We start from the raw sequence: 16,472 nt of genomic DNA on the forward strand, positions 1-16,472 counted from the left end.
CGAGGCGCGGCGATGAAGCTTGGCGTCTGCTACTATCCCGAGCACTGGCCGGAAGAGCTCTGGGCCGATGACGCGGCCCGCATGGCGCAGCTCGGGATCTCCTGGGTCCGGATCGGCGAGTTCGCCTGGAGCCGCATCGAGCCGCAAGCGGGACGCTTTGACTGGGATTGGCTGGACAGAGCCGTCGACACGCTGGCTTCAGCCGGCTTGAAGATCGTCATGTGCACGCCGACAGCCACGCCGCCCAAATGGCTCGTCGACAGGCATCCGGACATGCTGGCGGTGGACGCGCAGGGGCGACCGAGGCGGTTCGGTTCGCGGCGCCACTACTGCTTCTCGAGCGAGGCCTATCGCGCGGAGTGCAAGCGCATCACCGAGGCCGTCGCGGGCCGCTACGGCCGCCACCCCGCAGTCGGGGCCTGGCAGACCGACAACGAATTCGGGTGCCATGACACCACCATCAGCTACTCGGCTCATGCGGCCCAGCGGTTCCGCAGCTGGCTCAGTCGGCGCTACCAATCCGTCGACGCCCTGAACAGGGCGTGGGGGGCGGTGTTCTGGTCGCAGGAGTACCGCACGTTCGAAGAGGTCGATCCACCCCTCCTGACGGTCACGGAGGCCAATCCCAGCCATCGGCTGGATTACAACCGCTTCGCCTCCGAGGAGGTGGCGAGCTTCAACCGGCTTCAGGTGGAGATCATCCGCCGCCTGTCTCCAGGGCGCGACGTCACCCACAACTTCATGGGCTTCTACACGGAGTTCGACCACTTCGACGTCGGCCGCGACCTCGACGTCGCCACGTGGGACTCCTACCCGCTCGGATTTCTGGAGCAGTTCTGGTTTTCCGCCGACGAGAAGCAGCGCTACCTGCGGCAAGGGCATCCCGACATCTCGGCCTTCCATCACGACCTTTATCGCGGCGTCGGCCGCGGCCGGTGGTGGGTGATGGAGCAGCAGCCCGGGCCCGTGAACTGGGCGCGGTACAATCCCGCGCCGCTGCCCGGGATGGTGCGGGCCTGGACCTGGGAGGCTTTCGCGCACGGCGCGGAAGTTGTCTCCTACTTCCGTTGGCGCCAGGCCCCCTTTGCGCAAGAGCAGATGCATGCGGGCCTGAACCGACCCGACAACGTGCTCGACCAGGGCGGAGTCGAGGCGAGGGAGGTAGCTGCGGAGATCGCAACGCTGGGTTCGTCCGGGGCTTCGCGCCGTGGCCATGTGGCCCTGGTCTTCAGCTACGAAGCCGATTGGCAGTTCAGCATCCAGCCACATGCGCAGGGGTTCAGATGGCTGCAGCTGGCGTTCGAGATGTACGCCGCGTTGCGGCGCCTCGGTCTCGACGTGGACATCCTGCCGCCGGAGGCGGACTTCAGCGGCCATGCCTTGGTCGTGGCGCCCTCGCTGCCCATCCTCGACGATCAGACCCTCGACGCCCTTGCGGCGTCCGGCGCGGTGGTCCTTTTCGGGCCGCGGACCGGCTCCCGCACCCGGGAGGGGCACATCCCGCAGACCCTGCCGCCCGGCCCGCTGCAGCGCCGGCTGCCGCTGCGTGTCGTCCGGGTCGAAAGCATCAGGCCCGGTGCAGGCCCTACAGTCGAGCATGGAGGCGCCGAGTATGGCGCGCGGCTGTGGCGAGAAGTGCTGGAGTGCGATCTTCCGGCCCTTGCGATGTTCACAGAGGGCGGCGTGGCATGGACGCGCAGCGAGTCGTGGCATTATCTCGCCACCTGGCCGGAGACCGCCTTGCTCGACATCGTCATCGCCACCGTCGCACAAGAGGCCCGCCTTCCCCTGCAGCGGCTGGAGGAGGGCGTCCGGCTGCGCCGGCTCGGCGATGTGCAGTTCGCTTTCAACTTCGCCCCGGAGGCGCGCCGCACGCCGGCTCCGGAGGACGCGAGCTACGTTCTGGGTGGACCCGAGCTGCCTGTCGCCGGGGTCGCGGCGTGGCGGGTCGAGGCGGCATGACGGCGGCGCAGGCCCGCAAGCGCACGCGGCTGGCGCCGGAGGCGCGACGCGAACAGATCCTCGACCAGGCCGCGCGGGTCATTCTCGAAGAAGGACTCTATGCCGTGAGCATGGAGCGCCTCGGGCGTGACCTGGGGATCAGCAAGGGGCTCGTCTACAACTACTTCCCGACCCGCGACGCGCTGCTGACGGCGCTGCTTTCCCGCGCACAGGCGGAGCTGCGCGACCGCGGCATGGAGAGCGCGTTGCAGGCCGAGAGCTATGTGGACCTAATTCGTCAGACGACCCGGCTGTACCTGGAGCAGACCCGTGATCGCGGAGCCCTCATCGCCGCCCTGCTGTCCGATCCGTCCGTGGCCAACCTGATGGAGGCGGAGAGCCGCGCGGACCGGGACCGGACCATGCGCTACTTCGTGAAGGCGACGCGCGAGGCCTACGACCTGCCGCGCCCGCTGGCTGTGGCCGCTGTGGAGATGCTGTCGGCGGTCACCGATCGCGCCGGCAAGCTGGTGGCCGAGGGGCAGATCGACGTCGACGCGGCCACCGAGCTTTGCGTCGAACTCATCACCTCGGGGCTGTCCGGCCTGAACCGAGACCGCCCCCTCAAGGGCTAGGCCGACGACGCGACGCCGAGGAAGGCGCGCACGGCGGCCAGATAGTCCGGGAAATTTTCGCGACGCACGTTGTGGCTCGCGCCCGCGATCTGCACCGCGCGAATGTTCGGGTTCAACGCCAGGGCCTCGGCTGCCGCAGACGCCGACACCAGACTGCCCAATGCCGGTTCGCCGTGGATCAGCAGGGTGGGAACGGCGATGCGATCGATCTCCGACTGCCAGGGCTGCGTGTAGGTGGGCATGGCCTCCGGATCGACCTGACGCTTCGCGGCAGCCCACGCAGGGAAGTCTTCCGGGCTCCAGCTTGGAGAGGTGGCCTGGCCGCCGGCGTAGATCTCGGCCTCGGTCATCGACTGGAAGCGCGCGACCTGTGCGCGGAACTTGCGATCGCGGGTTTCGACCTCCTCCGCCGAGGCAAGGGGGAGCAGGGGCGGGTCCTCCAGGATCACCTTGGCGACTTCGCCGGGGTGGCGGTTGGCGTACGCGGCCGTGGCGCGGGCGCCGACAGAGTGGCCCATGACAATGGGCGCCTGCAGGCCCAAGCCCGCGACGGCGTCGGCGATGTCCTGTGCAGGATCGCACGACGCGGCCGTCGAGATGCGGGAACTGTCACCGTGCCCTCGGGCGTCCAGCATCACGATGTCGAACTCGGCCTCCAGCGCAGCGGCCAGGCGGGTCCAGCACAGCCCGTTATCGGTGAGCCCGTGGGACAGGACCAGAGGAGGCAGGTCGCCGCCGGTGCGGTGATAGGCGAGGAAGCCGCTCTTGACGGGCACGAGGCCCTTCAGCCACGGCCTCATGAGCTGAGGGGCGAAAGCGTGGCGGCTACCAAGCGTAGGCCTCGGGCGCGGGTCCGCAGCCGGGGAAGATCTCCTCGATCGCGGCGACGGTCTCCTCGTCCAGGCAGACCTCCGGGACGTGAAGGACAGAGGTGAGCTGGGTGAGGCTAGCCGGCCCGATGATGGTGGCGGTGACGCCCGGTTGCCGCAGCAGCCAGGCCAGCGCAACAGCGCCGGGGGGCTCGCCGAGCCTTTCGCAGAGCTCGCTGAACCTGGCCAGTTGAGGAGCCAGGGCGGCGGCGGATTGCAAGGCGCTTTCCGATCGCCGCCGTCCGCCCCCCTCCGGCGGGCCCGCGAGGAGGCCGCCCGCCAGGGGGCTCCAGGTGATCACCCCGACGCCGTAGGCGCGGCAGGCGGGGATCACTTCGAGCTCCGCGCGGCGCTCGATCAGGTTGTAGAGGCTCTGTTCCGAGACGAGGCCCAGCCTATGGCGGGCGATAGCCTTCTCGTTGGTCCTGGCGATCGCCCAGCCCGGGAAGTTGCTCGACCCGACGTAGGTGATCTTTCCCTGGGCGATCAGGGTGTCCATGGCCTGCCAGATTTCCTCGACCGGCGCTGAGCGGTCGATGTGATGCATCTGGTAGAGGTCGATGTGATCGACCCCCAGCCGCTGAAGGCTGGCGTCGCAGGCTTTCTGGATGTGGCGGGCGGACAGGCCTCGGTCGTTGATATCGTCCGACATCGGCTCGTAGGCCTTAGTAGCGAGCACGATCCGATCGCGCCGGCTTCGGTCCTCTGCCAGCCAGCGGCCGAGAAGGCTCTCCGTCGTTCCCACGCCCAGCTGGCCGCCGTACTGGTCGGCGGTGTCGACGAAGTTGATCCCGGCATCCAGCGCAGCGTTCAATATGGCGAAGCTGTCCTGCTCCGATGTCCTGGGCCCGAAGTTCATCGTGCCGAGGCAGAGCTCGCTGACCTTCAGCGCGCTGCGGCCGAGCTGCCGGTATTTCATGCCAAGCCAGTCCCGAGGCGCATTAGGGCGCCCTCAGCGTTGGACCCGTGACCAGCGTCTCGCTGGAATCCGCCACGCAATGACGCACGATACGCTGTGCGTGCTCAGAAAGCCGCTTGTAGTCGGCATACGAGATGCCCGGCACGATCGGCTCCCGGAACCACGGCGCATAGAATTCCAGGTTCGGGATTGAGCGTATGGCGTCGGAAACGTTCGGCGTGCCCCCGTGCCAGGCCCTTACGTCGCGCACCATGATGGCGCCCGCTGGGGCCGGACAGACGGTGCTCAGGCGCATCCATTCCGGCTCTTCCTCGAGCGTCGGAATGCGGGTGCGGGAGTGCTGCGTGCCGGGAATCTGCCGCGTCGGGCCATTCAGGCGGGTGACGTCCTGCGGCAGGAAGTTCACGCACACATAGGGGCACGGGAGGTCGCGCACGGTGACTTGACCCCGTGGGTCATGGAAGGCGCTGAACGGCGTGGTGGTCTTGTCACGCCAATCGCCGACGTCGGAATGCAGCGGCTGATATTCCACCGCGCCTGGAAGACAGAAGTCGCCGCTCGCGGCCCGCAGCACATAGTCCGGCGACCCGAAAATTGCGCTGACCACCTCGTGCACCACGGGCACGTCGAGGAGCATCTGCCACTCGGGGCGGTGCAACTGGCTGCGGGTGAGGCTGGATCCGCCGAACGAGTAGCGGTGCGAACCGCGGTTGCCGCGGCGCCCTTCGTCGAGAGCGAGGATATCTCCGGCGACGGCAGCGCAGCCGTTGGCGAGGATCTCCACTTGTGCGCTGTCCAGCACGTCGGCGATCACGACGAAGCCGTCCCGGCGGAAGAGCTCCACGGCGTGGCGGACGTCGCCCGGCTCGAGGATGTCCAGGCCGCGGATGCCGTTGTTCGCCTCCAGGTAGGCCTGGAGCGCGGCGATATCCCGCTCATTTGTCGAGGCGTCTGCCGCCGGCATCGGCTTCAAGGGGCTCTCCATGATCTCGCTCATGATGCAGACTTCAACACGCTATTATACAATCCGTCAATAGTAGCCGACGTTACCGTTAGACGGCCGCCTCCTCACCTTCGGCGATCCGCTTCTCCCGTAGCGCGGCGGCGATCTCGGCGTGCCTCGCCCGCGTGATGCGGTAGGACCAGAAGATCACCATGGAGATGACCGCGACAATGGCGGGGAAGGGGCCCCAGACGAGGACGAGGCCAACCTTCACGTCATGCGGCAGCGCCGCGCCCACCTTTTGTCCAATGTCCTCCGGGAAGCGGATGATATCGAGGGCGACGCCCGCCAGGAGCACGCCGACGCTGACCGCCGCCTTGTTGGCGAAACCCAGGCCGGCGAAGTAGAGCCCTTCGCGCCGACGGCCGAACAGATGCTCGTGTTCGTCGGCGGCGTCGGCCATCATCGAGGGATAGGCGACGCTCACGAAGCCCAGTCCGATCCCGGCGACGAACGAGTTGAATTGCATCGGCCCGAGCGCCGCCGCTCCCGTCGGCATATAGAGACCGAGCAGCCAGGACCCCTGCATCACCAGCCAATTCGCGATCAGCAGCGACAGGCCGATCAGAACCACGCTCTTCTTCTCGAGCCGCAGCTGGATCTTCGGCGCCAGGCCGACGCCGATCAGCAAACCGACCACGAAGGCGTAGGTGATGAACTGGATGCTCTCGCTCTTCAGCAGCCACACGAACACGAAGGAGTGGCTGTTCAACGTCGCGTTCAGGCCCTGCGCGACGTAGGTGATCACCGCCGAAATGAAGAGCAGGCGGAACGAGCGGTTGGCGAAGATCTCCCCGACCTCGCCCGGCAGCCGCCGCCACATCGGCTGCGGAATCTGCTCCGGCTGGGGCAGCGACGGGGCGTAGCGGCGCAGCCCAATGCAGCAGGTCGTCATGCAGACCAGGATGATCGCTGCGGCAGTCCAGCCGAAGCCGGGATAACCCTCCGCACGCTGCAGCCCGCCGTCGGCGAAAAACGCCGAGAACCCGAGCGCGGTGATGGCCAACCCGGCGAGTATGCCAGCCGCTGACCGGTAGACGACGACGCTGGTCCGCTCGGCGTAGTCGTCGCTCAGCTCGGCCCCCAGGGCGACATAGGGGACGTGGAAGAGCGAAATCGCGCTGCGCGCTGCGATGGCCAGCACGGCAAGCCAGGCGAACAGCAGAGGCTTGCTCAGGCCGGCCGGCGGCGAGAACAGCAGGCCGACACATACGGCCGTAAGCGGGATCGCCAGGATCATCAGGGGCAGGCGCCGGCCGAGCCGGGATTTGATGTTGTCCGACCAGGATCCGATCACCGGGTCCACCCCGGCGTCGAAGGCCAGGCCAAGTGACAGCGCCGCGCCGACCAGCGTGCCGGGCAGACCGAGCACCACCGAGTAGTAGAAGAAAAGGAATCCTACAGCGGTGTCGAAACCGCCCGACTGCGCTGCCTGCCCGAGGCTGTAGAAGATCTTGTGGCCCACCGTTGGGCCGGCCGCGGGTCGGGACACACGAACGCGAAGGTCCGTTGCGGCTTCGCTTGCAGGTGTCGCCACGGCGCTGCTCCCCTTATTGACGGATATTATAATTGAGGCTTGACGCCCCGCCTAGCGCCGCTTTAGCTATTGACGATAGTTAAAATAAAACGGCCGGCGAGCAAGGGAAAACCCCGCCGGCTCCTGGAGAGCAAGATGAGAGCCTGCCGTTTCAGCGCCATGGCCGCAGCGTCCACCCTCGCCCTGCTGGGGGCGTGGCCGGCGGCGGCGCAGGCCACCAACGAGCTCGAGGAGCTGGTCGTCACCGCGCAGAAGCGCGAGCAGAACCTGCAGGACGTGCCGATCGCCGTCAGCGCGTTTTCGGAAGCCACGCTGGACCGGGTGCAGATCGAGGACGCCACCGACATCCAGCTGTCGATCCCCAATGCCGTGCTCACGGGCAATGACCGCTTCACTCTGCGCGGCGTCGGCAACAACGCCCTGGGTGCGGTGGACCTCGGCGTGCCGTCGTTCGTGAACGGCGCAGCCATCGGCTATCCGCCGCAGAATGAGTTCTTCGACATGGCGCGGATCGAGGTGCTGCGCGGGCCGCAGGGCACGCTCTACGGGCGCAACACGACGGGCGGCGCCATCAACTTCATCACGCGCAAGCCCGGGAAGACCTTCGGCGGCGACGTCAGCGCGCAGTTCGGGAATTTCTCGAACGTCCGTTTCGGTGGGGCTGTGGACATTCCGCTGGGCGAGCGGGTGGCCGTCCGGCTGGCGGGCTACAGCCTCGACCGCGCCGGCTACACGGAGAACGTCTCGACCGGCAACGACGTAGATGGCCGCAACCAGTGGGGCGCCCGCGGAACCGTGACCTTCGACCTGGGGCCGGCGACCAGCGCTACTCTCGTGATGAGCAAGTTCGAGGAGGACAGCTCGCGAGCCCGTGAGGGGAAGCGGCTGTGTAAGGCGCACCCGGTGCTGGGCTGCGACCCCAACGTGCTGGGCTTCGACTCGCCGAACGCCAACACCACCATCCTGCAGACCCTGTCGCGGTTCTTCACCCCGTTCCCGGCGGGCGGCAACATCTATGCCGGTGCGCCCAACCCAACCGATCTGCGCAAGATCGCCGCCGACACCGACCCCACCTACATGTTCGACCAGAGCACGGTGTCGCTGGACTTCGAGCACAACTTCGGTTCGCTCACCCTGTCGGCGATCGCGGCCTATTCCGAGTTCTCAACGGAGCAGAACACCGACTGGGACAACGCCGACCTGCCGTTCCGCTTCAGCCAGCCGATCACTTACTTCAAGGATCGCGACACCCAGGTCACGACTGACCGGCTGCTCACCACCGACAGCTACACCTCGCGCGGCACCACCAAGACCGGCGAACTGCGGCTCGCCTCGCAGTTCGAGGGCCGTTTCGACTTCCTGCTGGGCGCATTCTACCTCGAGGGCACGGGCGGGGGCGGCTTCGAAACCTGGCACCCCGCGATCGAAGCCTTCCAGAAGGCGCAAGGCCGGCCGCAGGAGAGCTGGCGGGTGTCGACCCTGTCGCGCAACGGCAAGAACGCCACCTGGGCGCTGTTCGGCGAAACCTACCTGGAGATGGCCGAGAACCTGCGCCTTACCCTGGGGGCGCGCTATACCGACGAGGAGCGTTCGGGGGAGACCCGCTCCATCGTGCTGTCGCCCGTCGGCCCCTGGATCTTCTCCAGGTTCGAAGGCAACAAGGCCACCTACAAGGTCGCGGCGGACTGGACGCCGGACCTCGCCTTCACCGAGCAGACCCTGGTCTACGGATCCATCGCCACCGGCTACAAGGGCGGCGGCCAGAACTCAGGGGCCGCAACGGGGTTTGGGCCAGAGACGGTCACGGCCTACGAGATCGGGACCAAGAACACACTGGCCGGGGGCGCCGTGCAGGCGAACCTCACGGCCTTCTACTATGACTACACCGGCCTGCAGCTGGGCCAGCGGATCAACGGCGGGGTCGTGACCCGCAACGCCGACGCGACAATCTATGGCCTGGAAGGGGAGTTCCTCTTCGCGGCGGGGGAGCACTGGCTGTTCGACGCCAACCTGTCTTACCTGCACACCAGTATCGGAACCTTCTTCAGCGAGGACGCCGCCAACCCTGCGCAGAGCCTGACCGCGACCACGCCTCCCGTGCAGATCAACCTCGAGGGCAATGAGCTGCCGCACTCGCCGAACTTCAAGGCCAAGCTCGGCGCCCAGTACCAGACGAGCCCGCTGCGCGGAGACTGGACAGCGACCTTCCGGGTGGACGCGACCTGGCAGGACTCCTACTTCGCGCGGGAATACAACACGCCCACCGACAGGATCGACTCCTGGGGCGTCATCGACCTTCAGCTTCGGCTCGAGAACGACCCGGCTGGCCTTGGCGTGCGCTTCTTCGTCAAGAACCTCACCGACGACGACAACATCACCAACATCATCATCGAAGACGCCCTGATTGGCCGCTACCGCAACGCGCGCCTGCTTGAGCCGCGGACATTCGGTGTGATCTTGCAGAAGCGGTTCTAGGCCTTCTTCGTCGGCCCGGCCTTTGGCGGCAAAGGTTTGCCGCCAGGCCGCTCCGAGTGGGGCTGCTCCGGTCAACGGATGACCCAAGCCACTGACGTAGTTTCGCGATCCCCGAAAGTGTTGGTACGGTTGTTGGTAGGTGCTTGGTCTGCCAGTGCTAAGCGCTGAAATTTTCAGTAGTTCTTAGCGAGATTTAGGTCCTGCCGGGCCCACCAGCCAACATCGCGCGAGGTTCGCGCGAGGACGAGCACGCCGACATTTTGGTGCTGCAGCAGCCAGTTGGCGCCGGCGCGCGTGGAGCCTCAACTCGTCGTCCCCTCGTCACGGCGGCCGAGCGCCAGCCGTTCGGGGGCGCCGCACGGGCCTAGTCCGAGGACGGCAGCTTCTTGGCGTCCTTCGCTCCGATCGCCTGGGCGTTGACCGAGATCGAGCCGGCCCCGCCCTTGGAGCAGAGCACCTCCAGCCCGCTCTCCTCGTCGGAGAACCGCTTGCCGGGCTGCGTGCCGGCGGAGTGGTCGGGCGACAGTGCGAGCCCCTCCGGCTTGGCTTCGGTGTGGGCCAACACCGGATGGCCGCCGACCTCCAGGCTCACCGGCGCCTTGGGCGGGCGGACCACCACCAGCTCCGTGTCGCAGACGGCGCTCTTCCAGCGCGATCCGGGCTTCAGCTCCATGCGGTGTCTACTCCTTCGCTGCGGGCTACCAGGTGTCGACCCACGCGTGCTTCTTGCCCGCGCGCGGCGGCGGGGGCGGGACGGACTCCAGCCCCATGGCCAGCCAGGCCCGCGTGTCGGCGGGGTCGATGACGTCGTCGACCTGGTTGATGGTGGCGTGGTTGAGCGCCTTGGCCCAGCTGTAGGCCTCGGCCACCAGCTGCTCGTAGCGGGCACGGCGCTCCGCCAGGTCGGTGATCGCCAGCAGCTCGGCGCGGCGGCCGAGCTTGATCGAGCCTTCCAGCCCCATGCCGGCGAACTCGCCGGTCGGCCAGGAGATGGTGAAGAAGGTCTCGTTGAACGCGCCCGTCGACATCGCCAGCGCCCCGAGGCCATAGGCCTTGCGCAGCACCACGGCGAACAGCGGCACGGTCAGGTTCGCGCCGGCGACGTAGAGGCGGGCGTTGTGCCGGATGAGGGCGGTCTTCTCGGCGTCGGGGCCGACCATGTTCCCGGGCGTGTCGATCAGGGACAGGATCGGAATGTCGAAGGCGTCGCACAGCTGCATGAAGCGGGCGGCCTTGTCCGACCCATCGGCGTCAATCGCGCCGCCGGTGGGTGAATTGGAGTTGTTCGCCACGACGCCGACCGGGCGGCCCTCGATGCGGACCAGGGCGGTGACCATGGACAGCCCGAAGCGGCGGCGGAGCTCCAGGACCGATCCCGCGTCGGCGAGGGTCTCGATGACCTTGCGGATGTCGTAGACCGCCCGGCGGTTCTCCGGAACGGCGTGGCGCAGGATCCGCTGGTCGTGGGCGCGCCAGCCGGTCGTGCGACCCTGGAAGTAGGAGAGGTAGGTCTTGGCGACGGAGGTCGCCTCGGCCTCGTCTTCGACGACGATGTCGATGACGCCGTTCGGCTCCTGTACGGACACCGGGCCGACCTCGGCAGGAGCATAGGCCCCGAGGCCACCGCCCTCGATCACCGCAGGCCCCCCGACGCCCAGGCTGGAATCCTTCGTGGCGATGATCACGTCGCAGGCGCCGAGCAGGACGACGTTGCCCGCGAAGCAGTAGCCGGAGTTCACGCCGACGAGCGGGACGAGCCCCGACAGCTTGCCGAGTTCCCGCCAGGTGGGCACGTGCAGCCCCCCCGTACCCACCGGCCGGCCGCCTGGCCCGGGAACGCCGCCGGTGCGGCCGCCGCCGCCCTCGCTGTAGAGCACGACGGGGAGCTGTGACTTGTACGCCAGGCGCAGCATGCGGTCGGTCTTGTCGTGGTTGCGCGACCCCTGGGTGCCGGCGAGCACGCTGTAGTCGTAGGACAGCACGGCGCAGCGCGCGCGCTCCGGCCCGAACAGCTCGCCGTTCACCCGGCCGATTCCCATCACCATGCCGTCGGCCGGGGTCTTGAGGAGGCGGGCCTCCAGCTCCTCCGGCGTCTCGTCCCGGTAGCGGACCGGCGTCACGATCGGGCCGAATTCGACGAACGATCCCGGGTCGCAGAGGTCGGCGATGTTCTCGCGCGCCGTCCGCTTGCCGGCGGCGTGGCGCTTCTCCGTCGCAGCCTTGCGCGCCTCGTCCCGGGTGAGCTGGTGGTAGTGGAGGACCTCGGCCACGTCGCGACGCAGAGCGTCGAGGTCGATCTGCGTGTCTTCGCGGTAGACGCCGCCTTCCACCTCGGCGGGTTCGACGAACAGGATCGGCGTGCCCTCGTAGATCACGTCCCCCACTTCGAGCACGATTTCGCGGACGACGCCTGCCTCGGGGGCCGGCACGACGTGCTCCATCTTCAGGGCTTCGAGCAGAGCCACCGGCTGGCCCTGCCGCACGGTGTCGCCCGCCTTCACCTGGATGGCGTTGATGATCCCCTGTAGCGGCGCCTTCACCGCGACGGCGCCCGGCGGCCCCTCGGCGATCTCGGGCTCGGCGGCGGGTTCGGCCTCCTGCGGCGCAGCGGCCTGCTTCAGGTCGAGAACCGCGAGGGGATCCAGGGTGTCCACCCGCCGCCCGGCGGTCCGCGGCTTGTTGGCCGCCGGTTCGAAGTAGCGCGGCGGGTCCGGCTCGTCGGCGAGCAGGTCCGCGATATGCTCCTCGACATAGCGGGTGTGGAGCCGGCCCTCGCCAAGCGCCGGGCTCTTCAGGATCGCCTGCAGGAAGGGGATGTTGGTCCGCGGGCCCGCGATCTTGAACTCGCTGAGCGCGCGCCGCGTGCGCGCCACGGCGGACGGCAGGTCGTCCGCATGGACGATCACCTTCGCGAGCAGGGGGTCGTAACGGACGCTGGTGGCGTAGCCGGGGTAGCCGAAACCGTCGACCCGGACGCCCGGGCCGTCCGGTGGCTCGTAGGCGGAGAGCACGCCGCCCTGCGGACGCGGCGAGCCGTCGTAAGCCATGGTCTCGAGGTTGACGCGCGCCTGTATGGCGACCCCGCGCGGCTCGGGCGGGGCGCGATCGAGGCCCAGCTCGCGAAGCGTGGCCCCGTCTGCGATGCGCAGCTGGGCCGCCACCAGGTCATGGCCGGTCACCGCCTCGGTGACTGTGTGCTCCACCTGCAGCCGCGCGTTGGCTTCGATGAACACCCATCTGGGCGTCCCATCGGCGCTGGCGTCGACGAGGAACTCGATGGTGCCCAGGCCGCGGTAGGCCGCGGCCTGGGCCAGGCGCGTGGCCGCCGCCAGCATCTCGTCGCGGATGTTGGGCGGGAGGCCGAAGGCGGGCGCGATCTCGATCACCTTCTGCCGCTGGCGCTGCAGGCTGCATTCCCGATCCCACAGGTGGCTCACCGCGCCCGTGCCGTCGCCGATCACCTGCACCTCGATGTGGCGGGCGAACGGGAAGAACTCCTCCACGTATAGGGCGCCGGAGCCGAAGGCGTGCTCCGCCTCCCGGCTGCAGGTTGCGAAGGCCGCCTCAATGTCCTCGACGCGGGTGACCGGACGCATGCCCCGCCCGCCCCCGCCGCCAATGGCCTTGAGCATCACCGCGCCGCCGGGGCCGAGGCTCTGCAGGAAGCCGCGGGCGTCCGTGGCGGACACCGCCTCGCTGATCCCGCGCATGACGGGGATTTCCAGCCGCTCGGCCATGGCGCGCGCCTGCGCCTTGTCGCCGAACAGGCTGAGCGTTTCGGATCGGGGGCCGACGAACACGAGTCCCGCCGCTTCGCAGGCCTGGGCGAAGGCGGCGTTCTCGCTCAGGAACCCGTAGCCCGGATGGATGGCGTCGCAGCCGGCTTCGGCCGCGAGCCGCACCACCTGGGCGATGTCGAGGTAAGCGGCAGGTCCCGAACCCTCCAGCGCCAGCGCGCGATCGGCGCGGCGCGTGTGAAGGGAGGCTACATCGTCCTGCGCAAAGATGGCCGTCGTCTTCAGCCCCAGGTCCGAGGCGCTGCGCGCGATGCGGATGGCGATCTCGCCGCGGTTGGCGATCAGCAGGTCCTCGATCATGCCGGCGGACAACCTCGACTAAAGCGGCGGCAGAGCGCCATCGGGCGCCGTGGCCACGGCGTCGACGCGTAGGCCGCCGTCCGCCTCGGGCCACCCGAGGATGAAGACCTTCACGCCGACGCGGATGTTCTCGCGCCCTTCGTTGCTTATCAACACCACAGGCGTGCCGTCCGGCGCCACGATGTGGCGTTTCCCGCCAGGATAGGTCACTTCGAACTCGTGACCGCGCCCAGTGCGGGTGACCGGCCCGATGTCTCCGGATGTGAGGGTCGAACCGGGCGGACGGTCCCAGGGCTGGCGGCCGTCCCCCATCCGCACGCCGGGCTGGAAGCGGTGGATCTCGTGCGCGCGTCCGACACCCGCGTCGCGAACCCTTCGAATTCATTGGTCGGAGCGTTGGTGATGAAGTTCACCGCCCCGGCGGTGGCGTTGCGGCCGTAGAGCGTGCCCTGGGGGCCGCGCAGGACCTCCACGCGCGCCAGGTCCACCTGCGAGAGCGCCGTCTGTAAGCTGCGCGCCTGGTAGACGCCGTCGACGTGCATGGCGACGCCCGGCTGCCCAACGGTCTGGCCGACGTCGCGGATGAACAGGACGGTGGTGTTGAAGCCGGTGCCGGCCTGCAGGCTCGGCACCTGGTACTGCAGGTCCTGAGCGGTGCGGATGCCGCGCTCCTGCAGGGCATCGGCCCCCAGCGCCGAGATCGCGCCCGCCACGTCGAGCAGCGACTGCTCGCGCTTCTGCGCGGTCACGATCAGTTCCTCCACCGTGCCGTCGGTCTGCGCCAGGGCTGCCGGCGCCGAGAAGGCGAAGGCGGCGAACGCCGTGGTGGCGCAAAGCGCAGTCTTAGAGATGCCCATGTGTCGTTTTCCCCCTCGGGATTCCACGTCCCGAACGACATCAGCCTATGCCCAAGTTTGGGATCAATCAATCAGCTGATTGATTAAAGAGCGCGGGCGGGCCGGTGAGGCCCGCCCGCCAGTATGTAGGGAGGAATTGAGAGCTGCGCGTGCTTGCCGGCCATCACGCCGGCGTCAGACAGGCATGGTTCAGCGCTCCCGTTCAATCAATCAACTGATTGAGTACGGGTCAAGTATTGGGGCGGCGGTGATTCCCTACGGGGCGATCGGTCCGCAGAGGCGCTCGAAGCCGGCGGCAGCGTAGGCGACGGTGTCGCCGATCGCCTTCGACATGAAGAGCGGGTCCAGGCTGCGCTCACCCAGTCGGATCGGCGCGATCGCCATGTGCGCCACCGCCATCCGCAGCAACTCGTGGATGCGTCGGCGCGATACCTCAGGGAACAGCGGGTGCAGGGCGTCCACATAGCGCCTGCGTACCGGCCGGACCGCGGCGTCGAACAGTGCGGTCCCAGCATCCCAGACGCTCACCTGCACGGAGGCGAGGATGCGGGCGTAGTCGTAACCGTCCGGGGTGGTGGCGAGCTCCAGGTGCGGCGCGAGGTAGGCGTGAAGCAACCGCTCGAGCCGCTCGCGCCCGGTAAGGTTGGCCGGGATCTCCGCCAGCCGCGCCATCCGCTCGGCCTGGATCCGGTCCAGGAAGGGGGAGATCACCTCCTGGTAGAGGGCCTCCTTGGTGCCGAAGTAGTAATGCACCGTCGCCGGATTGACCTTCACCTCGCGCTGGATGGCGCGCACGCTGGTGCCGGCGAAGCCGTGCTCCGCGAAGTGGCGCGCAGCCACCTTGAGCACCCGCGCCCTGGTGTCCGGGCGGCGTTCTTCAGCGGGCGGATCGGCTTTCTTGACGGCCATTCTCTGCACGTGAGGTCCTGGAGAGGTAGGGTGCGCAGCAGGTCTGAGGCTGATGCAGGCGGTAGCTGCCCGTCCTGTCAACGCGCACCGTCTTCCTATGCCGTTGCACCGGAGCAATCAATCAAGTGATTGACATGCGCGCGCCAAGACGTGCGTAGTTCTTCCGTGCGAAGGGCGAAAGCCGCGCGCCAAAGAAGAAATGGAGGGAACGATGCGGAGACGAGGGATCGCAGTCCTGGCGTGGCTGATCGGCGTGACGCTAGTGGGCCATGCTGCGGCCCAGCCCGCCTCGCCGCCGCGGCAGCCTGATCCTGCGCGGGTCGTCCAGCAGGTGCGCTCGGCGGACTACAAGGCGCCCGCCGGCGTCAACTTCCGCTCAGTGACGATCATCTCCGAAGGGGTCCGGCTTCACGGCGAGGTGTTCACGCCCGCGAACGCCCCGGCCGGGCGCAAGCTGCCGGCCGTCGTGATGGCGCACGGCTGGGGGGGGACCGCCGCCGGGTTGCGCAACGACGCCGCCGACATCGCTCGTGCCGGGTACTTCGTCCTGACCTTCGATTACCGGGGCTGGGGCGAGAGCGGCTCCAATGTGGTGCTCTTGGATCCCGAGCCGCTGCACACGCCCGGCGAGGCCGAGCCGTTCAGCGCCCGGGTGAAGCCGCTGCGTGAATACGTCAATCCGCTGGAGCAGGCGGAAGACTGGTTCAACGCTCTCGACTGGATCATGGGCGAGCCGCAGGTCGACCCCAACCGTGTCGGCGTGCGTGGGTCGAGCTATTCCGGTGGCCACGTCATCTACGTCGCGGCCCACGATCCCCGCGTGAAAGCGGTGGTGAGCCAGGTCGCGGGTACGGATTCGCGGCCGCGTCCGGGCCAGGAAGGCCCAGGCCGCGAGATGGCGACCCGGATGGCCCGGGGCGAGATCGGTTACCCAGCGCCCCGCGCGCAGGCGATCCGCGGCCTCACCGGCTCTCCGATCGGCCGCAAGGGTGAGCGCTACGCTCCGGTCGTCGCGGCCGAGAAGGTGACCGCGCCCACGCTCATCCTCCTCGCCGAGAGTGAAGAATACGGCGGCAACCCGGCCGCGGAGACCGCCTTCAAGTCGCTTAAGGGCCCTAAGGAGCTCTACGTGATCCCGGGAATCACCCACTACGCGGTCTATTCGACCCACCGGGACGAGGTGATCCGGCGCGCGGTGGCCTGGTTCGACAAGTACCTGAAGCGGTAGGG

The 16,472-nt window shown here is 68.2% G+C and carries 13 protein-coding genes; 4 read left to right on the forward strand and 9 right to left on the reverse strand.

Annotation, left to right across the window (positions count from 1 at the left end; all coding sequences use genetic code 11):
- The first annotated feature begins 12 nt into the window (after positions 1 to 12).
- Both VIL76_RS07265 and VIL76_RS07270 read left to right on the forward strand, forming a co-directional pair.
- On the forward strand, positions 13 to 1,962 hold the full coding sequence (locus VIL76_RS07265; RefSeq protein ID WP_332044333.1) for a beta-galactosidase: 1,950 nt from the start codon (positions 13 to 15) through the stop codon (positions 1,960 to 1,962).
- Positions 1,959 to 2,576: a helix-turn-helix domain-containing protein gene (locus VIL76_RS07270; protein WP_332044334.1), complete on the forward strand. Its 618-nt coding sequence runs from the start codon at positions 1,959 to 1,961 to the stop codon at positions 2,574 to 2,576. Before VIL76_RS07265 ends, VIL76_RS07270 begins: the two co-directional genes overlap by 4 nt.
- Here VIL76_RS07270 and VIL76_RS07275 read toward each other — a convergent pair.
- From VIL76_RS07275 to VIL76_RS07290, 4 genes are read right to left on the reverse strand one after another with little or no spacing between them, the layout of a single operon-like run.
- The gene (locus VIL76_RS07275; RefSeq protein ID WP_332044335.1) at positions 2,573 to 3,352 is read right to left on the reverse strand and encodes an alpha/beta hydrolase; all 780 of its coding nucleotides are present in this window, start codon (positions 3,350 to 3,352) and stop codon (positions 2,573 to 2,575) included. The two genes, VIL76_RS07270 and VIL76_RS07275, sit on opposite strands and share 4 nt — an antisense overlap.
- Before the next feature lie 49 nt (positions 3,353 to 3,401).
- A complete protein-coding gene (locus VIL76_RS07280) occupies positions 3,402 to 4,364 on the reverse strand; it encodes an aldo/keto reductase (RefSeq protein ID WP_332044336.1) in 963 nt (320 codons plus the stop codon).
- 22 nt (positions 4,365 to 4,386) lie between these two features.
- Positions 4,387 to 5,361 carry a phytanoyl-CoA dioxygenase family protein gene (locus VIL76_RS07285; protein WP_332044337.1) on the reverse strand — a complete coding sequence of 325 codons (975 nt, stop codon included), beginning with the start codon at positions 5,359 to 5,361 and terminating at the stop codon, positions 4,387 to 4,389.
- Positions 5,362 to 5,416: 55 nt separating this feature from the next.
- Positions 5,417 to 6,859, reverse strand: a complete 1,443-nt coding sequence (locus VIL76_RS07290; RefSeq protein WP_332044338.1) for an MFS transporter — start codon at positions 6,857 to 6,859, stop codon at positions 5,417 to 5,419.
- A 180-nt stretch (positions 6,860 to 7,039) separates the two neighbouring features.
- Between VIL76_RS07290 and VIL76_RS07295 the strand changes: the two genes are divergently transcribed.
- Positions 7,040 to 9,379, forward strand: a complete 2,340-nt coding sequence (locus VIL76_RS07295; RefSeq protein WP_332044339.1) for a TonB-dependent receptor — start codon at positions 7,040 to 7,042, stop codon at positions 9,377 to 9,379.
- A gap of 364 nt (positions 9,380 to 9,743) precedes the next feature.
- On the opposite strand, the gene VIL76_RS07300 is transcribed toward VIL76_RS07295, so the two are convergent.
- From VIL76_RS07300 to VIL76_RS07320, 5 genes are all read right to left on the reverse strand, one after another.
- A complete protein-coding gene (locus tag VIL76_RS07300; protein WP_332044340.1) occupies positions 9,744 to 10,052 on the reverse strand; it encodes a hypothetical protein in 309 nt (102 codons plus the stop codon).
- A gap of 25 nt (positions 10,053 to 10,077) precedes the next feature.
- Complete coding sequence (locus VIL76_RS07305) at positions 10,078 to 13,476, reverse strand: acetyl-CoA carboxylase family protein (RefSeq protein ID WP_332044341.1); 3,399 nt, start codon at positions 13,474 to 13,476, stop codon at positions 10,078 to 10,080.
- An 18-nt stretch (positions 13,477 to 13,494) separates the two neighbouring features.
- The gene (locus tag VIL76_RS07310) at positions 13,495 to 13,686 is read right to left on the reverse strand and encodes a hypothetical protein (protein WP_332044342.1); all 192 of its coding nucleotides are present in this window, start codon (positions 13,684 to 13,686) and stop codon (positions 13,495 to 13,497) included.
- Complete coding sequence (locus VIL76_RS07315; protein WP_332044343.1) at positions 13,683 to 14,333, reverse strand: TonB-dependent receptor plug domain-containing protein; 651 nt, start codon at positions 14,331 to 14,333, stop codon at positions 13,683 to 13,685. The genes VIL76_RS07310 and VIL76_RS07315 overlap by 4 nt, the downstream gene beginning before the upstream one ends.
- 255 nt (positions 14,334 to 14,588) lie before the next feature.
- Positions 14,589 to 15,242, reverse strand: a complete 654-nt coding sequence (locus VIL76_RS07320; RefSeq protein WP_332044344.1) for a TetR family transcriptional regulator — start codon at positions 15,240 to 15,242, stop codon at positions 14,589 to 14,591.
- A gap of 211 nt (positions 15,243 to 15,453) precedes the next feature.
- Between VIL76_RS07320 and VIL76_RS07325 the strand changes: the two genes are divergently transcribed.
- Complete coding sequence (locus VIL76_RS07325; protein ID WP_332044345.1) at positions 15,454 to 16,470, forward strand: alpha/beta hydrolase; 1,017 nt, start codon at positions 15,454 to 15,456, stop codon at positions 16,468 to 16,470.
- The last annotated feature ends 2 nt before the right edge of the window (positions 16,471 to 16,472 follow it).

The organism is Phenylobacterium sp., from assembly GCF_036563285.1.
Classification (GTDB): Bacteria; Pseudomonadota; Alphaproteobacteria; order Caulobacterales; family Caulobacteraceae; genus Phenylobacterium.